The organism is Planococcus dechangensis, from assembly GCF_042654465.1.
GTDB classification, from domain to species: domain Bacteria; phylum Bacillota; class Bacilli; order Bacillales_A; family Planococcaceae; genus Planococcus; species Planococcus dechangensis.
Map to the genome: position 1 here is coordinate 1378676 of NZ_JBHSGL010000005.1, position 17380 is coordinate 1396055.

The window sequence follows — 17380 nt, forward strand, 5'->3', positions numbered from 1 at the left end:
TGCAGTGGAATGGATAAGTAACGAAACCGAACGGAGGGCTTTACATGTCCGGATTTACACATTCCATATTATTGTATAATGCACAGGCTGGACCGTCCACGGTAGATGCGATGATGAGTTTAGCGGTGCCGAAGCTTGCGGCCATATCGAAAACGCTGGAGCTCATCAAAACCGATTCACCGGAAGAGTTCGAAACGGTCTGCCGTTCTTCTGGCGAGCGTGCGGATGCTTTATTTGTCGCTGGCGGAGACGGAACGGTGCATTTGGCAGCGCGCGCACTTGCGCCGATCGACAATCCACCGCCTTTAGGCATTTTGCCAAGCGGCACGTGCAACGACTTTGCCAGAACGATGGGCATTCCGCTGTTCCTCGACGAAGCAGCAAGCAGCATCAGCCAGGGCAATGTACAAAAAGTCGATACAGCTATCATCAACGATGGCACTTTTTTGAATTTTGCAGGCATCGGGCTGATTACCGATGCATCTTTTAATATCGATCCCGATTTAAAAGAACGCTATGGCAAACTCAGCTACTTTATGAGTGCCATGCAAACGATGAGGCAAGCTGAGCCGTTTCATGTATCGCTCACTGTCGATGGCCAAGACTATGAAGAAGAAGCCGTCCTCGTTCTGGTGATGAACGGCAAATCGATCGGCACGCACCTGTTTCCATTGCAGAGCATTGATCCAGCAGATGGCTTATTGGATGTTTTCATCATCCAGAGCTCGTCGTTTGCTGCGATCCGGGAATGGTTTTCCCTTTCAAACCCGGAACTTCCATCCGAAGGGCTCGAACACATCATCCATTTACAGGGCAAGCAAATCGAAATCCGTACACCGTCGCCGATGGATATCGACACAGACGGCGAAATCTACATGAAAACGCCTGCATCAATCCATATTCAACCCGGCAATTTGAATTTGCTTGTGCCGAATGTGGACAATGCATTTGTTTGAAGCTTCACAATAAAAATCGCCGGGCAGCTTGCCCGGCGATTTTTATTTTTCTTCGAATGGCCATGCAGGCAGCATCCGGTTTAATGATCCATCTTTGCGTTTTTCAAGTACGTATTCAGCTTGCATAATCGTGTGGATTTCACGGGTCCCTTCGTAAATGACCGGTGCTTTCGAGTTTCGCAAATAACGGGCTACCGGGTAATCATCCGAATAGCCGTAAGCGCCGTGGATCTGCACCGCATCGTCCGCTGCCTTACTGGCAAAATCGCATGCTTGCCATTTGGCGAGTGAAGTTTCGCGCGTGTTGCGCTTGCCGCTGTTTTTTAACTCCCCTGCACGGTAGACGAGCAAACGGCTCATTTGATAGCCGGCTTCCATATTGGCGAGCATTTGCTGGACAAGCTGATGCTCGCCGATCGGTTTGCCGAACGTGGTGCGCGTCCGGCAATAATCTATGCTGGCCTCCAGACAGGCTTGAATCAAGCCGCACGCGCCGGCGGCCACCGTAAAACGTCCATTATCGAGTGAGGCCATCGCAATTTTAAAACCTTCGCCTTCGTCCCCGAGCCGATTGCTTCCTGGAATGCGGACATCCTCTAAAAACAACTCACCGGTATTGCCGGCACGGATGCCGTGTTTGCCCTTGATCGCTTTGGAGGAAAATCCCTCCCTGTCACGCTCCACGATAAATGCGGAGATGCCTTTATGCGCTTTCGATTTATCGGTATAGGCGAATATCAGAAAATGATCGGCCTGGTCGCACAAGGAAATCCACGTTTTCTGGCCGTTCAATACATAGTCATCGCCGTCTTTCACTGCGGTAGTCGAGAGCGCTGCTACGTCCGATCCTGCCCCAGGTTCTGTTAAACCGAATGCGCCGATTTTCTCCCCTTTTGCTTGGGGCACTAGAAACTGCTGCTTTTGTTGCTCAGTGCCCCATTGTAAAAGCGATAGCGAATTGAGTCCGGTGTGGACTGACACGGCTGTGCGGAACGTCGTATCCCCCCGCTCCAACTCCTCACAAACGACGGCCAGCGAATTATAGTCCATTCCGCTGCCTCCATAGGCCTCCGGAATGCACACGCCCATCAGCCCGAGTCCTGAAAGCCGCTGCCAAATTTCTTGAGGAAAACCCCCTTGTGCATCCCAGTCTTTTACGTGCGGCATAATTTCATCATCGACAAACTTACGGACGGTTTTTCGCAGCATTACTTGTTCTTCACTATGCTCAAAATCCATGCCGTTTCCTCCTCGCTAGTTTTGATGAGTGGCCCTCTGCACCGTTTCTTGAATCGTTACGCCGCGCGTTGCCATTTCAGCAATATAGTCCGCCCCTGGAACGATTTCTTCCGGCGGATAAACTCCCCGCTTATCGATACGGCCGTCCGCAATCATTTGCGCCACTACGGAAATGCTGTATGCTGTTGCTTGCGCCATTGCAGTTACTCCGGTTGTCGTATCGCGTATTGCGACCATCTCATAATGGTAGCTGCATTCCTCATCGTCTTTCACTCCCGATACGATAACGCGCAACAGCACCGCATCTTGGTCTTCTCCCAGTTCGGTGATCGGCTCCAGCACTTTGAGCAGCACTTCCCGAGGCGATACATCGCTTCCGTCCACTGTCACTTTGCCGTCGCGGCTCGTCAAACCGAGATCGACGAGCAGCCCGAATTTCTCCGCATGCCCGCGGTAGCGGATTGTTTTGTATTCCAATGAGTCGATATCTCGGAATGTCCGCGTCATCGTCGAGGTGCCTCCTGAAGTATGGAATGCCTCGAGCTCAGCAAAGCCCTCAAAATCAATCGGCTCGATTTCCGATAGCGATGCGACCTGCTTCAGCTCGCCACCCCGAATAACGTGCGACGGATCGGTGTAATGATCGAAAACACCTTCTAAGGAAAAAACATGCTTGTATTCGAGCGGCGGTGCCGGATGAAGGGGGATGCCGCCGACAAAAATACGGATCGATTCCACACGGTCCAATTGGCTCGCTCCATACCCTGCCAGAATGTTGATCATGCCCGGTGCAACGCCAAGATCGGGGATAACCGTCACCCCACGTTCGAGCGCTTTGTCGTGCATATCGAGCACTTTGTCGGTGGCACCGCCGATATGCCCACCAAGGTCGACAGAGTGGACGCCGCACTCGATTGCGAGCTTCGCTACTTTTTCATTGAAAGTATAGAAAAGCGCATTGATGACGACATCCGCTTGTTGCATAATCCTTTTCAGCTCTTCGTCGTTGCTAGCATCCATTTTCACTAACTCGAGCCTCGGGTCGTTCAGCTGCTGACGAAAATCTTCTGCTTTTTCAGTCGTCCGATCTGCAAGAATCACTTTTTCCACTTGTTCATTGCCGAGCAAATCCCGTGCCGCTTGTTTGCCCATCAACCCTGCACCCAGTACCGCAAACTTCATCTTTGCCGCCCCCTTTATGCTTCATTATCGATTTGTGCACGCTGCAAACGACCGCTGAAATCCACATAGACACTCTTCCATTCAGTAAAGACATCGAGTGCCGCCACCCCAGAGTCGCGGTGGCCATTGCCTGTTCCTTTCGTGCCGCCAAATGGCAAATGGATCTCAGCACCTGTCGTGCCGGCATTGATATACACGATGCCCGTATCCAAGTCGCGCTGCGCTTTGAATGCACGGTTGACATCAGCGGTGAAAATGGAGCTGGACAAACCGTAAATGACACCGTTATTCACTCTGATCGCCTCTTCGAAACTGGCGACTTCGATCAAGGAAATGACAGGGCCGAAAATCTCTTCCTGGGCAATGCGCATTTCTGGCGTTACGCCAACAAACAATGTCGGTGCGTAATAGTTTCCTTTATCATAATGGCCGCCTGTTAAAATTTCGCCTCCCCTGACCAGTTGCGCGCCTTCTTCTTTGCCGATCTCAATATAGGAATGGATTTTCTCCAATGCTTTTTTATTGATGACCGGCCCGACTTTGATGGATTCGTCCATGCCATCACCGATTGTCAATTTTTCCATCTTATCGAGCAGGCGTTGCTGCAGCTGTTCTTTTGCATCTTTGTGCACGATGACCCGGCTGCAAGCTGTACAGCGCTGGCCGGCGGTGCCGAATGCGCTCCATAAAATGCCGTCGACAGCAAGATCCAAATCGGCATCATCCATGACGATGACGGCATTCTTGCCGCCCATTTCAAGCGACACTTTCTTTAAGTGACGGCCGCCGAGTTCGGCCACTTTGCGGCCTGTATCGGTCGAACCGGTAAACGAAATGACACGGATCCCTTCGTGCTCGATCATCGCCGTTCCAACTTCCGATCCGGAACCGAAGACGATATTTGCCACGCCGTCCGGCAAGCCTGCCTCCTGAAAAATTTTCGCCATCTCGTATGCCATCATCGGCGTTTCTGTTGCCGGTTTCCACAAGAACGTATTGCCTGCAACAATGGCCGGAAACGATTTCCAAGTCGCGATCGCTACAGGGAAGTTCCACGGCGTGATCAGCCCAACGACACCAATCGGAGCCCGGACGCTCATCGCAAACTTATCGGCAAGTTCCGAAGGCGTCGTTTCGCCGAACATTCTTCTGCCTTCGCCAGCCATATAAAACGCCATATCAATGCCTTCCTGCACTTCGCCGCGGCCTTCCTCAATGACTTTCCCCATCTCTTTGGTCAACACGGTCGCGAGATGTTCTTTCCGCTCTTTCATCAAGCGGCCGATTTCATAAAGGTAATCTGCACGCTTTGGAGCCGGGACAAGCGCCCATTTTTTCTGCGCGGCTTTAGCCACTTTCACCGCTTCATCAACATCAGCGGCAGTCGAGCGCTGAACTTGCGCCAGATCTTCCCCGGTTGCTGGATTGATGACAGGCACGAACTCCGCCCCCGCTTCCTGCTGAAACTGCCCATTTACAAAATTCATTAATTTCATTTCCATACCCCTTTCGATCTATAAATGTAAACGCTTACACTATATAGTACTATTCCATACAAACCTAAAAACTCCTACACCGATTACCAAGTTCTTGATATGCTTTTGAAAAACAGGCAAATTCGTGTTCATTTCATAAAAAAATGCCTCTAACCGGTTGACACTGACCATTCGTCATAGTCTAATCAAGAGTAGAGGTGATTATTTTGTACAAAGTACAAGAAGTGGCAAAAATCGCAGGCGTCAGTGTAAGGACACTGCACCATTACGATAGTATTGATTTAATGAAACCGAGCACGAAAGGCTCGAACCGTTATCGCTATTACAGCGACGAAGATTTGAAGCTTTTGCAACAAATCCTCTTTCTAAAAGAACTTGATTTTTCCTTAAAAAAAATACAGGAAATCATTAAAAACGGCTATGATGCCGAGTATGCAATGGCACGGCATATTGAATTGCTCGAACAGAAGAAATTCCGCATCGAGCAATTGATCGATAATGCACGGGCTACTCAACAGGAATTGTCCACTGGTGAAAGCTTGAGCAACGAACAGCGATTTGCCGCATTTTCGATTCGACACACACCGGACCGTATCGATTTGTATCAAAAACCGAAAGTGGAAGTTTCCGTAACAAATGAAATCGAAGACAACAAAGACGAGCCCGCCTTGTCTCCTGAAAAGCCAGCTAAAGAGGCGGAAAACCTAGAAGAAATCGAACGGGAAGCGAACCGCATCTATCGCGCCGTAGCTACCCTCATGCATTTGCCGCCAAGCGCTCCCGCAGTACAACAGGAAATGGTCGCGTATTATCATTTGCTCGACCGCTTCTATGAATGCTCACCGAATATGTTCCGCAACTTGGGCAATTTGTATGCAAACGATAGCCGGTTCTCCCGAACGATTGACCAGCATGGAAACGGCTTGTCGATTTACTTGAAAGATGCGATGCATGTGCACGCCGAAAGTTTGCAGCATGCCTGAACTTATCGGGCCGTGCAGCAATTGCGGTAAAGATGTTTATTGTCGCGACGGTTTCTTGGATGGCGTCTATATCGATGGCAACTTAATCTGCCACGACTGCGCAGAAGAACTCGACAATTAAATTTATCATATGAAAAAGCCTGAACGGGGTTTCCCGTTCAGGCTTTTTCGGTTCCATTTAGGATTGTGTTGTTTCTTTCAATGCGTCCAAGCGCTGCTGAACTTGTTCTCCGGTTAACCCATGTTCAAAGGCATAGCGGTTGCGCGGATGCTCACGGCATTCAGCGGAGCAGGAGCGCATATATTTGTGTTCGTTTTCTTCAGAGCACAAGATTTTCGCGTTGCATTCCGGATTTGCACAATTGACGTAGCGCTCACACGGCTCGCCGGTAAAATGGTCTTTTCCGACAATGGTATGCTCAACCTGGTTGACAGGCACCGCAATCCGCTCGTCAAAGACGTACAATTGGCCATCCCATAGTTTCCCTTGCACTTCCGGGTCTTTGCCATATGTGACGATGCCTCCGTGCAATTGGTTGACGTCTTCAAAGCCTTCACGCTTGAGCCATCCTGAGAATTTTTCACAGCGGATTCCGCCTGTGCAATACGTCAAGATTTTCTTGCCTTCAAACTGCTCTTTATTGTCGCGGATCCACTCCGGTAAGTCACGGAATGTTTCAACGTCCGGGCGCACTGCACCGCGGAAATGGCCGAGATCGTATTCATAGTCGTTGCGCGCATCGATGACAACAGTATCTTGGTCTTGCATCAATCTATAAAATTCTTTCGGCTCTAGATAAGTGCCGGTCAATTCATTCGGGTTGATATCTTCTTCAAGCCCAAGATGGACGATTTCTTTTTTCGCGCGGACATGCATTTTCTTGAAGGCATGGCCATCCGCTTCATCAATTTTGAAGACGATATCAGCAAAGCGTGGATCGCTCTTCATCATTTCCATGTATTGTTCTGTTTGCTCGAGCGTACCCGAGCAAGTGCCGTTGATTCCTTCGTGGGAGACGAGGATGCGGCCTTTCAATTCGAGTTGTTTGCAGGCTGCCAAATGCTCGGCCGCAAATTCTTCTGGGTTTTCGATTGGTGTGTATAGGTAATACAATAAGACATTATGTGTATGATTTTGCATGAATCATACCTCCTGATTTTCGATTTGGCCCATCCCGTTGACGCAGGAAAAACCTAGCCTATTTTACCCCATGCGAAGCGATAATTCAACTACCCTTCCGGTAAGGCTTGACATTTACATACAAAAAAGCCCCCTGTTAGAGGGGGCGAAAACTTCAGCAAACTCTGTTTTTTACCGGTTTATGGTTAGCACTCGCTATCAATGCTTCTCTATTCAACTCCATCATCGCAAAACGGGTCTGCACGGTCGCGCTTCCGATATGCGGGGTGACAGTTAAGTTGTCGAGCGTTTGCAACGGATGATCAAGCGGCAACGGCTCTTGTTCGAAGACATCGAGCCCCGCTCCCCAGATTTCCTTGTTTTTCAAAGAATCATATAGAGCTTGTTCATCTACAATACCGCCACGTCCGCAGTTGACGAGAATCGCCGAATCTTTCATCAAGGACAGCTCGCGCTTGCCGATCATTCCTTTTGTTTGTTCTGTCAACGGCGCGAGGATGACGACAAAATCAGAGCGTTTCAATAAGTCATCCAGCTCCGCATAAACGGCATCTTCTAAGCTCCGCCGTGTTCGGTTGTGGTAGATGACTTCCATATTGAATCCTTGCGCACGCCGGCACACCGCTTCCCCGATGCGTCCCATGCCGATGATGCCCAATGTGGTGCCGTAGACGTTTTGTCCGGTCATGCCCATCGGCGTCCATGCTTGCCACTCTCCATTTCTTACCGTCTTTTCCGCTTCCACAAGGCGCCGTGCTGTAGCGAGCATCAATGAAAAGGTCAAATCAGCCGTCGTCTCGGTCAAAACATCAGGCGTATTGGTGACAAACACTTTATGTTCTCTTGCCGCATCCAGGTCAATATTATTATAGCCGACAGCCAAATTCGCCACAATTTTCAAATTCGGTGCCGCTTGCAACAATTCCCGGTCAATCTCGTCACCGAGCATCGTCCATAATGCTTGTGCTTGTGTCGCCTCTTCCAATAGTTTCTCGCGCGGCGCATTTTGCTCTTCTTCCGGCCACATGCGAACCTCATACACTTCGTGAAGATCTGCAACTGCTTGTTCAGGCAATTTTTGCGTGATAAACAAAATCGGTTTCATTGAATTTCTCCGCCCTTCTTCCAAATTATTGCGATTTGCTCCAGGATTTTATTCTGTTCATCTATCCGTATACCTATATATTGACGAAAGCAGGACTTCTTAAACAGTGCTTGCTCATGGGTGTACCCTCTCGATTGTTTTTCAAGCAAAGCCCAGAAAAAAGCCGCGCTGTTATCAGCGCGGCCAGCTTGATTTCTTATCCATTCAATTTGCGCAATTCCACGCGGCGGATTTTTCCGGAAGCTGTTTTCGGCAGTTCCGTCAAAAACTCGATGACACGCGGATACTTATACGGCGCTGTAATTCCTTTAACATGATCTTGCAGTTCTTTTACCATTCCGTCATTTTTGTCAATTTCGTTGCGCAGTACGACAAACGCTTTGACGATATTGCCTCGAATTTCATCCGGTGCCGCAACTACTGCACATTCCTGGACAGCTGGATGCTTCATGAGTGCATCTTCGACTTCAAACGGCCCAATCGTATAACCAGACGAAATGATGATGTCGTCGCTGCGGCCTTCAAACCAGAAATAGCCATCTTCATCGCGCGAAGCTTGATCACCTGTCAAATACCAGTCGCCGCGGTATGCAGCATGCGTCCGTTCCGGGTCCCGGTAATATTCACGGAATAGCGCAGGACAGCTCTTATGCACGGCGATATCCCCGACTTCACCTGGTGCTGCAGGTTCCCCATTTTCATTAATGATATCGACCGGATTTCCTGGTGTCGGTTTTCCCATGGACCCCGGCTTCATTTCCATGTCCTGCAATATGCAGACAAGCAATGTATTTTCCGTCTGGCCGTAGCCATCGCGCACGTTCAAATGGAACGCTTCCTGGAATGCGTCGATCACTTGACGGTTCAGCGGTTCTCCTGCTGAAACGGCACTGCGCAGATCCGGCAATTTATAGTCATTCAAGTTTTCGACTTTTGCCATAATGCGATATTCCGTCGGTGTGCAGCATAGCACATTGACTTTTTCTTCTTTTAAAATATCCAAATATTTGAGAGCATCAAACCCACCGTGATAAACCAATGCCGTTGCCCCTAGTGTGATGGTTGAAAGGAATGGGCTCCAAATCCATTTTTGCCAGCCCGGAGCTGCTGTCGCCCAAACGACGTCGCCGCTTTTGACGCCGAGCCATTCAGTTGCAGCGGTGCGGACATGTGCATAGCCCCATCCGTGGACATGGACAACGCCTTTAGGGTTTCCTGTTGTGCCCGATGTATACGAAAGAAAAGCCATGTCTTCACGGTTCGTGTCGACTGCTTCAAATTCCTCAGATTCCACAGCAGCCAACTCTTCGAGTGATTTCCATCCCTCTTCTTTGCCGCCGATGATCAGCTTATTGTTCAGCGCTTCATACGGTTCTTCAATCGAATTTGTTTCAGCTGTCGTTTTATAATGTGCAACGATCGCTTTAGCTCCTGAATGCTCCATCCGGTAGCCCAAATCTTTTTTGCGCAGCATTTCCGAACACGGGATCGCCACAAGCCCAGCACGTAAACATGCCAAGTATGTAATATAGGCTTGCGGGATTCGCGGTAAAATGATCAGTACGCGGTCGCCTTTTTGCAGGCCAAGCCCTAGCAGTGCCTGTGCATATTGATTCATTTGGGCGAACAAATTCTTATACGTAACATCCTCGCGGTTGCCTTCAGCATCGAACCAACGCACAGCGAGGCGCTCCGCATCATTTTTATACGCTTCCAACTCTGAAGTGATATTGTATTGTTCCGGTGCGATCAAATGTTCAGCAGTCATTTTAGTTTCCTCCTATTGATTAGTTTGTAGGAATGATCAAATAATACACACTTGCTAAAAACAAAAATGCGAGCAAGGCAGAAAGATAAGCTTTCGCCGGTGTAAATCCTTGGACGGCTTGAATGATTTTCACACTGACCAAGTACATCCAAACGACGCCGATGACGAGAAGCACAGTCACCCACAACGAGCCGTTGCCAACTCCAGCCAAATGCGGTGCCCCGAGCAAGCCAGGCAATAGGGCGATTGGCGTTGCCATACTAAGCGTACCATAGCGCGCGGTGCCCCCAAGTGCTTTAGAGCCCGCCCATAGCAAAGCCGCCATCCCGACTTTCGTGATAAAAGCCGTCAATAAGCCAAAGATGATGAAGACCCCTGGCACGATGAAATTTTGCAGCAATGGAGATTCAAAGCTGCTTATGTATGAGGCTTGTGACGCGATCGAAATCGCGCCATAGCCAAGTCCCACGATAAGCAATAAAATCCAGCTCACCGTTTTAGTTTTCGGTAATTGCAGGAATGATCGATAAGATGAATCATCCAGGCTTATCATTTTTCCGACCAATTTCCCCACTCCCTCTTTCATTTACATTCCCCAAGGCATCAATGCCCAGATGGCAACTGCTGCAGACACGACGACTGTAATACTTGCACCGAGCGTACTGTTATAACGATAAGATTTAATATCTTTCCAGCCATGAATACGTTCGATCAATTCGATATCTGCTTGCTTCGTCAGCTTTTTCGAAAGCGATGGAATGCGGTTCGTAATATATGAGACGACAATCAGCAAGATAAAGCTGATCGGCACCGCCAGCATCGCACCTGACAGCCCCATGCCATCGGTAACGCCATGACCGGTCAAAACGATGCTTGGGAAGACGAAAGGCGAAACGATGATATAGATGATCCCGCCGACAACAGATGCTGCAATAGCTCCGAATTTATTGGCTTCTTTCCACCAGACGCCGACGATGATCAGCGGCGCGTTGGTGACACCCGCCAATCCGAATGCCCATAAAATACTGACGACTAGAAAGGCCGGTGGATTGATGGCGAGCAAGATACTCGCGATACCGCCTAGGAAAATGGCGATAAAGCCGATGCGCAAGTTCAAGCGCTGCGAAATATTCGGTTTCAATGTGGCGATGATATCTTGTGAGATCAATGCCCCGATTGCCAGCAAGTTGCCGCTCAATGTAGAAAGTCCAGCGGAAATCGCTCCGGCAATAACGAGCGCCGTTACCCATTCCGGGTTATAGACCATATTTAAAATAATCGTCAATTTATCTGCATCCGTATCCGAAATGGTTACACCTTGTGTAGTTGTTGCAAAGACGCCAACAAAGCCCATTGCGTACGTTGCGGAAAAGACCAAACCAAGAATAAATGCAAACCAGACCATTGCTGAACGCGCGCTTCTTAAAGTAGAAGCGGTATAAACGCGCATTGCCAAATGGGGCAATCCAAGCGCCCCGATGGTCAAAGCTGGAATGATAGAGAAATACCATTTCGGTGAAAATTGGTAGTCAAAAAATGATGGCAAGGCATCCAACATGGCCGGAACCATATCCGCATAAAACAAAGGCGGGAAGTACCATCCGGTTGCGCCAATCGCTTTCATGATCGCCCCGAGCGGCACAATGAACATCAATGCAATGATGACCATTTGGATAGCGGCATTGTTCGTAGCGCCTGCCATACCGCCGATTGTAATATAACCGACAATCAAAATACCGAAAATGAATAGCCCTGTAATATATGGTATGCCGAGCAATGTCTCAAAAGTGATCGCGATTCCGATCATTTGCCCGAGTGCATACATAATCGAAACCAAAATCATGAATAAGGCTGCGATGATCGATGCCGTTACACCGTAGCGGTCACGGATGAAATGAGTCGGAGAAAACGCGCCCATCCGCCGTAAACTTGTCCCGTAAATGATGGTGATCAACGGAATCGCCAGAATCAACTGAATCCACAGCATAATGAATGGAACTTGTAATTGTAGGATTAATGCAGTAATACCAAGAAATGTTGCAAGACTCATATATGTAGAAGCCATAGCTAAACCGTTCGTAATCGCTCCTACGTTCGATCCGCCAACATATAACTCTTTCGCTGATTTACTTTTCCGGTTCGAAAGGAAGCCAACGATGTAAAACAAAACGAAAGTCGCCCCTACGACCGCGAGGCCCATTATCGGATTATCCAATTGCCAGTTTTGCTCCATTGCTTACACTTCCTTTACTTCGTCGGCTTGGCCGAGCGCGTCGTTTTCTCGTTCAATTTCGTCGTCGATCCGGTTGCCGATTTTACCTGCTACAAGCGTCAGCAAGAACACGCCGAACCAGCCCATTAAAATTGGCACGATATACATGACCGGAAAGCCGAATAGCATTGCGTCTACCGGAAAGATTGAAAAAATCAACCCGACATTGCCTACGAGAATAAAAGCAGCGGTCATCCAAATCGTAAACTGCACCTCTTTTTTGTAAGCTTTCATGATTTCCCCTCCATTTGTGTAAGTTCTCTTTTTTACACCCCTAACTGAGCGTTCGCTCAGATTTACAGCATGTCCTCCCCTTTCAGAAAATTATTGTCGTAATAGCTTACTTGATTGTAACCGGTTGCATAAACGGGAGTCAACTGAATTTTTATAAAATTAAAATAACTATAGTGATAATATTTTGCACTTTCCTATCTAACTTCAATTTTTTTATGGCATTCTTCTCTCAACTAGTAAATAACCTCATAGTTATAGGGGATTTGTAGAATCGTTGAGAAAAAACCTTGATAAAAAAATTTTACAAATATACTTTTCGTCTAAATCAAAAAAACATTTTATCCAATAGAATTATGAATATTAATGGTTTTTTATGCATTTTGTTGTTTTTATTTCATACTTTCTGTCGGACCTGTTCATTTATTGATCGGTTAAAATGAATGCCTCTCTGATTAAAACGCTTCTATGATCCTAAATAAACACAAAAAAACTGCGCCTGAAATTTCCAGGCGCAGCGGGAATATGTTACATATTCGGTTTATTGTCTTCTTCTTCGATTTTCTTTTCCATTTTAGCTAATTGGTTCTTCGCAAAATCGCGTCCACCAAGTCCGAATGCGATGGCAAACGCCACTGCTAGTCCTGCAATGATGAATAAGAAGGCGAGATTGACAATGTTTGATGCAAAGTTCAATTGGTCGAGTGTCATGAAGATGGCGATGACGAAGATCGCGTATTTAACGATCCCACCAAACAATTTATTGCCGGATGCACGTTTGATGTAATTGCCGAGCATGCTGCCCCCTATCAACCCCAGCCCCAAGATGATGAGTGAACTGATGAGAAGCGGCAAGTAAGCGATAATCGCGGTGCCGATCGAATTCAACACATCGAGTTGCAGAACATTCATAGCTTCCACTACGAAGAAGATGATGATGATGGCCTGGACCACTTTGCCGATAATTTGAGCAATATCAAATGATGGCTCTGTTGTTTTGTCCGGGCTCAAGTAAGTAGAGAAGCGATTGATTCCGGTGCCGTTCAGCAAACTGATGAGCAAGTCGCCCACAAATTTGGCAATGAACACACCAGCCAAGATCAAGATGATGCCGACGAAGATATTCGGGATCATGCCAAGCACTTGGTTAAGCATCGAGACGATCGGTTGAGAGATCGACTGGATATTCAAAGTTTCGAGCGCTACAGTGACAATCGGAATCAAGACGATGACGAATACCACATTTGACAAAACTTTTGCCATGGTGTTCTGGTCGCTTGGTGCCATGCGCTCAGTCGAGCCTGTTTTGTTGGTCATTTTGTTGAACCATTTGTCGATGTTCAAAGCTGAAAGCAAGCTTTCCACTAAGCGCTTCACAAACTTCGCAACAAAGTAACCGATGACTAGGATCAATAGTGCGAGGAATAAATTCGGCAGGAATGCCAGGAACTTATCCATCATGTTAGAGATAGGCTGCGCGACATTATGCATATCGAGCGCATTCAAAACACTTGGAATAAACAGGATGAAAATTAAATAGTAAAGAATTTTGCCGATAGAGTCCAGTTTGTCATCCGCATCTTCCTTCGTTTTAGCCATATGCCCTTTCACCATGGCGTTGTCAGCACCTATTTTCTTAAGCCCCTTCGAAAAGATTGCTCTGACAATCGTCGCAACGATCCATGCGATGACGAGCAATAACAGGGCGCCGAGAATGTTTGGAATGTAGTTGATGATTGTATTCCCGACATTCTGGAACGAGTTGGTTACATCATTCAAATGTGTCATCTCCTTTACAATTTTATGATTCTATTTTAATATCCCCCTTATATTTTTTCTTAAACGCAAACTGCCAGTTTATTCGACTCTAATATGGTATTTATAAGATTTCCATCTCATAATTGGTGATTACTGCATATAAAAGCGCCAGCTCTATTGGCTGGCGCTGCAAATCGGTTTCCTACATAATTATGGCTTTGACAAAATGACTGTCACTTTGAATAAATCCCCGTCCACCTCAAGTTTCAGTTGGCCTCCGTGCAAGTCGACAATCGACTGTGCAATTGCCAGTCCCAGCCCTGAGCCTTCCGTCTGGCGCGAAGTATCCCCGCGTTTGAATCGCTCGAGTAATTCTTCCGAGTTGTCTCCGAGTTCAAAACGCGTCACATTTTTGATGGTCGTGACGATTTCTCCAGTATGTTCCGAAAGTGCAATATACACACGGCTGTGCGGCAGCGAATATTTGGTCGCATTCAAAATCAGGTTATCGAGAAGCCGCCACCATTTCTGTCCATCCACCGATGCATACAATGGCTGGTCTGGCACGGCCAACCGCACATCGAGCCTGGATTCCTTGATTGCTTCCTCGTGTTCTGCCAGCGCCTGCGCCAATAGCTGATTCATGTCCAGGCGCTGCTTATTGATGTCCGCATTGCCGGTCGCCATTTTCGAGACTTCGAACAAATCTTCGATCAGGACTTTCAGCCGCTCTGATTTACGATCGAGAATATCGACATATTTCCGGCGTTCTTCCGGTCCGAGATTTTCATTTTTCAATAGATCGGTATAGGTGATGATGGAAGTGAGCGGCGTCCGCAGGTCATGGCTGACATTGGTGATGAGCTCTGTTTTCAAACGCTCACTTTTCGTACGGGCAGAAACCGATTGCACATACCCTTCACGAAGCAGATTCAAATGCGTGGCATGCCGGGCAAGCGGGGATTTGCCTTTCACTGCAAGTTCTGTTCCAATACTGCCTTGTGCAAGCTGCGCGGTTCCTTTCATCAATCTGTTCAAATAACCGAGGCGAATCATGAGAAACAGAAGCGATGGCAAACCGATGAATAATGTGGCCGGCAGCCAGACAATGACCACGACCGGCTGAATCATCATCACCGCCGTTCCGATTCCCCAGAAAAACACCACCACAAGCACCCAAGCCATTTGAAATCCGATTGAGCGGTCCAAAAAAGTATCGCCTGCCGCCTGGAGCTGGTTCCATGTGAAGCTTTGTTTAGTTTCCATCGCAAAGGTTTGCCAATTGCCGAAATGCTTCCATAGCCAAATCAACTGTAAAATGAGAAGCGACAGAAAAACCAGCGCAATCGCCGCCGCGCCGGGCATTTCCAGAAAATACGCTGCACTTCTATGTTGCCGGGACATTGTAAAGAGCGACAGGAAACGGTTCACACCTACCAAAGCAAACAAGGTAGTTATAGCAAGCACTAGCGTTTTCCATTCTATGGCTATTTTCCGCCATTTTGCATAGGCCGCTCCGGTATACCACTCCAGATCGACTGGCCGTTTTCTATATAGCCAAACGGCTCCAGCTATAGCCGAAATCAGCAATAAATACAGGAAAACTTTGATGAACTGAAATTGGCTCGAAGCGTTCAAAAAATCGTTTCCTGCTAAAGTCTTATTCGGTATTTGGATAGTGCCCGAATAGCGTTCATTCGGCGATGGGCCTGCAAAACCATCCATCTGAAAATCATAATCCCAATAACCGCCTGAAAAAGACAGCGGGTCTTGCACTGAGAATGCATGTTCAAAAAGAGGATGATCGACGAGTGTGCCTTTTGCAATCGTTTCTCCGCTTCCTAATGCCTTTAACTGATAAGTATAGCCGGAAGCCTCCATCTCGAATGCTGCCTGTTGCTCTGCCAATTGTTGAAGTGCTTGTTCATGTGCTATTTCGCGCTGTTCCACCACCGCTTGTTTCGCGGCTTCATCATCTGTAAATTCTTCCCGAACAGCTAATAATTCTTCGTCACGCTGTTCTGTAAGCTGCTCCGCTAAATCTGTATCTTCATTTTCCTCCGCAGCTGTGATGGCCTCTGCAAACCGATCGCGCACCATTTGTATCTGATCCGTCAAGGATGCGCTGTCTGCGCGGTATTGGTCGATTTCCCATGAAGCGACCGACTGATCGACCTTGAATTCCGATGGATCCAGCTCAAAAAACAGCAGTCCTTGTGAGATACGAGAAAATTCATACCTAAATTCTTCGGTATCGGTGTAGGATTTCCCAAAATACTCCATACCTTTATCAAGAACCGTCAAAAAACTAAGCAACCATAACGAAAGGCCAATAAGCCAAATCCATTTTTTCATAGTTATAGATCTCCTTTTGTTAAGTGGCGCAGTGTAGCAAGCAAGTCTTCAGGTGATTTGAACAGAAAATCCAGGATGAATGAAGAACAATAAACTAGGCACAATAAAGCGACAGCGATGGCAGCAACCGACCATAAGTCATTTTTCCATTTTGTAGCCAATGCCCCACACCACCTTTACGTAGCGAGGGTTTTTCGGGTCAAGCTCGATTTTCTCACGTATTTTCCGAATATGTACTGCGACGATGTTTTCAGCATTGTATGCCGGTTCCCGCCACACCCGCTCATAAATTTCGCCGATCGAGAAAACCCGACCAGCGTATTTCATCAGCAATTCCGTAATATTGAATTCAGTTGGCGTCATGCGTATTTCCACTCCATCCACCAACACTGTTTTCGCTTGCGAATCGAGAACCAATCCATCAATTTCCATGCTCTTTGCTGCTTCGCCATAATTCCCAAGCGTGACGTAACGTCTGAGTTGAGACTTTACTCTAGCCATCAATTCCATCGGATGGAAGGGTTTGGTTACGTAATCGTCTGCCCCGATCGATAAGCCATGTATTTTATCGGAATCCTCGCTGCGTGCACTTAGCATAATGATCGGGATGTTGCGCTGTTCCCGAATTTTGAATGTCGCATGAATCCCATCGAGCTGCGGCATCATGACATCCATGATCACCAAATGAACTTGCTGCTTATCCAACAACTCAAGTGCTTCCTGGCCGTTTGATGCCCCGATTGCTTGAAAACCCTCATTTTTCAAATAAATGCTGATGCCATCACGGATTTCTTTATCGTCGTCTGCTACCATGACTGTCAGTTGCTCCACTTGTTCCACCTCTTTTCATTTCTGACTTTAGTGTAGAGGACAAATCTTAAGAGCAGCTTACGG

The 17380-nt window shown here is 47.6% G+C and carries 16 protein-coding genes; 3 read left to right on the top strand and 13 right to left on the bottom strand.

Annotated elements, in window-relative coordinates; genetic code table 11:
* Positions 1-44 precede the first annotated feature (44 nt).
* Positions 45-956 (top strand): diacylglycerol/lipid kinase family protein, encoded by a 912-nt coding sequence (locus tag ACFO5U_RS09935; protein WP_377278825.1) that lies wholly within the window; start codon positions 45-47, stop codon positions 954-956.
* A 42-nt stretch (positions 957-998) separates the two neighbouring features.
* On the opposite strand, the gene ACFO5U_RS09940 is transcribed toward ACFO5U_RS09935, so the two are convergent.
* The 3 genes from ACFO5U_RS09940 to ACFO5U_RS09950 are packed head-to-tail and all read right to left on the bottom strand — an operon-like array spanning position 999 to position 4873.
* Positions 999-2195: an acyl-CoA dehydrogenase family protein gene (locus ACFO5U_RS09940; RefSeq protein WP_377278827.1), complete on the bottom strand. Its 1197-nt coding sequence runs from the start codon at positions 2193-2195 to the stop codon at positions 999-1001.
* A 15-nt stretch (positions 2196-2210) separates the two neighbouring features.
* The gene (locus tag ACFO5U_RS09945; protein ID WP_377278829.1) at positions 2211-3377 is read right to left on the bottom strand and encodes a saccharopine dehydrogenase family protein; all 1167 of its coding nucleotides are present in this window, start codon (positions 3375-3377) and stop codon (positions 2211-2213) included.
* Positions 3378-3391: 14 nt separating this feature from the next.
* Positions 3392-4873, bottom strand: coding sequence for an aldehyde dehydrogenase family protein (locus ACFO5U_RS09950; protein WP_377278831.1), 1482 nt, complete (start codon positions 4871-4873; stop codon positions 3392-3394).
* A gap of 197 nt (positions 4874-5070) precedes the next feature.
* On the opposite strand from ACFO5U_RS09950, the gene ACFO5U_RS09955 reads away from it, so the two are divergent.
* Positions 5071-5856: a MerR family transcriptional regulator gene (locus tag ACFO5U_RS09955; protein ID WP_377278833.1), complete on the top strand. Its 786-nt coding sequence runs from the start codon at positions 5071-5073 to the stop codon at positions 5854-5856.
* On the top strand, positions 5849-5977 hold the full coding sequence (locus ACFO5U_RS09960) for a hypothetical protein (RefSeq protein WP_377278835.1): 129 nt from the start codon (positions 5849-5851) through the stop codon (positions 5975-5977). Before ACFO5U_RS09955 ends, ACFO5U_RS09960 begins: the two co-directional genes overlap by 8 nt.
* 57 nt (positions 5978-6034) lie before the next feature.
* Here ACFO5U_RS09960 and trhO read toward each other — a convergent pair whose 3' ends face one another.
* The 10 genes from trhO to ACFO5U_RS10010 all read right to left on the bottom strand — a co-directional run bounded on the left by trhO (position 6035) and on the right by ACFO5U_RS10010 (position 17317).
* The gene (gene trhO, locus ACFO5U_RS09965; RefSeq protein ID WP_377278837.1) at positions 6035-6997 is read right to left on the bottom strand and encodes an oxygen-dependent tRNA uridine(34) hydroxylase TrhO; all 963 of its coding nucleotides are present in this window, start codon (positions 6995-6997) and stop codon (positions 6035-6037) included.
* 154 nt (positions 6998-7151) lie between these two features.
* Positions 7152-8102, bottom strand: coding sequence for a 2-hydroxyacid dehydrogenase (locus ACFO5U_RS09970; RefSeq protein WP_377278839.1), 951 nt, complete (start codon positions 8100-8102; stop codon positions 7152-7154).
* Positions 8103-8298: 196 nt separating this feature from the next.
* Positions 8299-9870: an acyl-CoA synthetase MbcS gene (gene mbcS, locus ACFO5U_RS09975; RefSeq protein WP_377278840.1), complete on the bottom strand. Its 1572-nt coding sequence runs from the start codon at positions 9868-9870 to the stop codon at positions 8299-8301.
* A gap of 19 nt (positions 9871-9889) precedes the next feature.
* Positions 9890-10456 carry a hypothetical protein gene (locus ACFO5U_RS09980; protein WP_377278842.1) on the bottom strand — a complete coding sequence of 189 codons (567 nt, stop codon included), beginning with the start codon at positions 10454-10456 and terminating at the stop codon, positions 9890-9892.
* The gene (locus ACFO5U_RS09985; RefSeq protein WP_377278844.1) at positions 10457-12103 is read right to left on the bottom strand and encodes a solute symporter family protein; all 1647 of its coding nucleotides are present in this window, start codon (positions 12101-12103) and stop codon (positions 10457-10459) included.
* A 3-nt stretch (positions 12104-12106) separates the two neighbouring features.
* Entirely contained in the window at positions 12107-12376 is a 270-nt protein-coding gene (locus ACFO5U_RS09990; protein WP_377278846.1) for a hypothetical protein, read from the bottom strand.
* Between the two features lie 525 nt (positions 12377-12901).
* Positions 12902-14152, bottom strand: coding sequence for a mechanosensitive ion channel (locus ACFO5U_RS09995; protein ID WP_377278847.1), 1251 nt, complete (start codon positions 14150-14152; stop codon positions 12902-12904).
* A 189-nt stretch (positions 14153-14341) separates the two neighbouring features.
* Positions 14342-16486 carry a sensor histidine kinase gene (locus ACFO5U_RS10000; protein ID WP_377278849.1) on the bottom strand — a complete coding sequence of 715 codons (2145 nt, stop codon included), beginning with the start codon at positions 16484-16486 and terminating at the stop codon, positions 14342-14344.
* 2 nt (positions 16487-16488) lie between these two features.
* Complete coding sequence (locus ACFO5U_RS10005; RefSeq protein ID WP_377278851.1) at positions 16489-16647, bottom strand: hypothetical protein; 159 nt, start codon at positions 16645-16647, stop codon at positions 16489-16491.
* A complete protein-coding gene (locus tag ACFO5U_RS10010) occupies positions 16625-17317 on the bottom strand; it encodes a response regulator transcription factor (protein ID WP_377278853.1) in 693 nt (230 codons plus the stop codon). The genes ACFO5U_RS10005 and ACFO5U_RS10010 overlap by 23 nt, the downstream gene beginning before the upstream one ends.
* Between the last annotated feature and the right edge of the window lie 63 nt (positions 17318-17380).

Excerpts from the sequence above, each read along its gene's own strand:
- mbcS (WP_377278840.1), bottom strand. The coding sequence starts at position 9,870 with ATGACTGCTGAACATTTGATCGCACCGGAACAATACAATATCACTTCA.
- trhO (WP_377278837.1), bottom strand. The coding sequence starts at position 6,997 with ATGCAAAATCATACACATAATGTCTTATTGTATTACCTATACACACCA.
- ACFO5U_RS09935 (WP_377278825.1), top strand. The coding sequence starts at position 45 with ATGTCCGGATTTACACATTCCATATTATTGTATAATGCACAGGCTGGA.
- ACFO5U_RS09970 (WP_377278839.1), bottom strand. The coding sequence starts at position 8,102 with ATGAAACCGATTTTGTTTATCACGCAAAAATTGCCTGAACAAGCAGTT.
- ACFO5U_RS09950 (WP_377278831.1), bottom strand. The coding sequence starts at position 4,873 with ATGAAATTAATGAATTTTGTAAATGGGCAGTTTCAGCAGGAAGCGGGG.
- ACFO5U_RS09945 (WP_377278829.1), bottom strand. The coding sequence starts at position 3,377 with ATGAAGTTTGCGGTACTGGGTGCAGGGTTGATGGGCAAACAAGCGGCA.
- ACFO5U_RS10000 (WP_377278849.1), bottom strand. The coding sequence starts at position 16,486 with ATGAAAAAATGGATTTGGCTTATTGGCCTTTCGTTATGGTTGCTTAGT.
- ACFO5U_RS09990 (WP_377278846.1), bottom strand. The coding sequence starts at position 12,376 with ATGAAAGCTTACAAAAAAGAGGTGCAGTTTACGATTTGGATGACCGCT.
- ACFO5U_RS09980 (WP_377278842.1), bottom strand. The coding sequence starts at position 10,456 with ATGAAAGAGGGAGTGGGGAAATTGGTCGGAAAAATGATAAGCCTGGAT.
- ACFO5U_RS09940 (WP_377278827.1), bottom strand. The coding sequence starts at position 2,195 with ATGGATTTTGAGCATAGTGAAGAACAAGTAATGCTGCGAAAAACCGTC.
- ACFO5U_RS09960 (WP_377278835.1), top strand. The coding sequence starts at position 5,849 with ATGCCTGAACTTATCGGGCCGTGCAGCAATTGCGGTAAAGATGTTTAT.
- ACFO5U_RS09985 (WP_377278844.1), bottom strand. The coding sequence starts at position 12,103 with ATGGAGCAAAACTGGCAATTGGATAATCCGATAATGGGCCTCGCGGTC.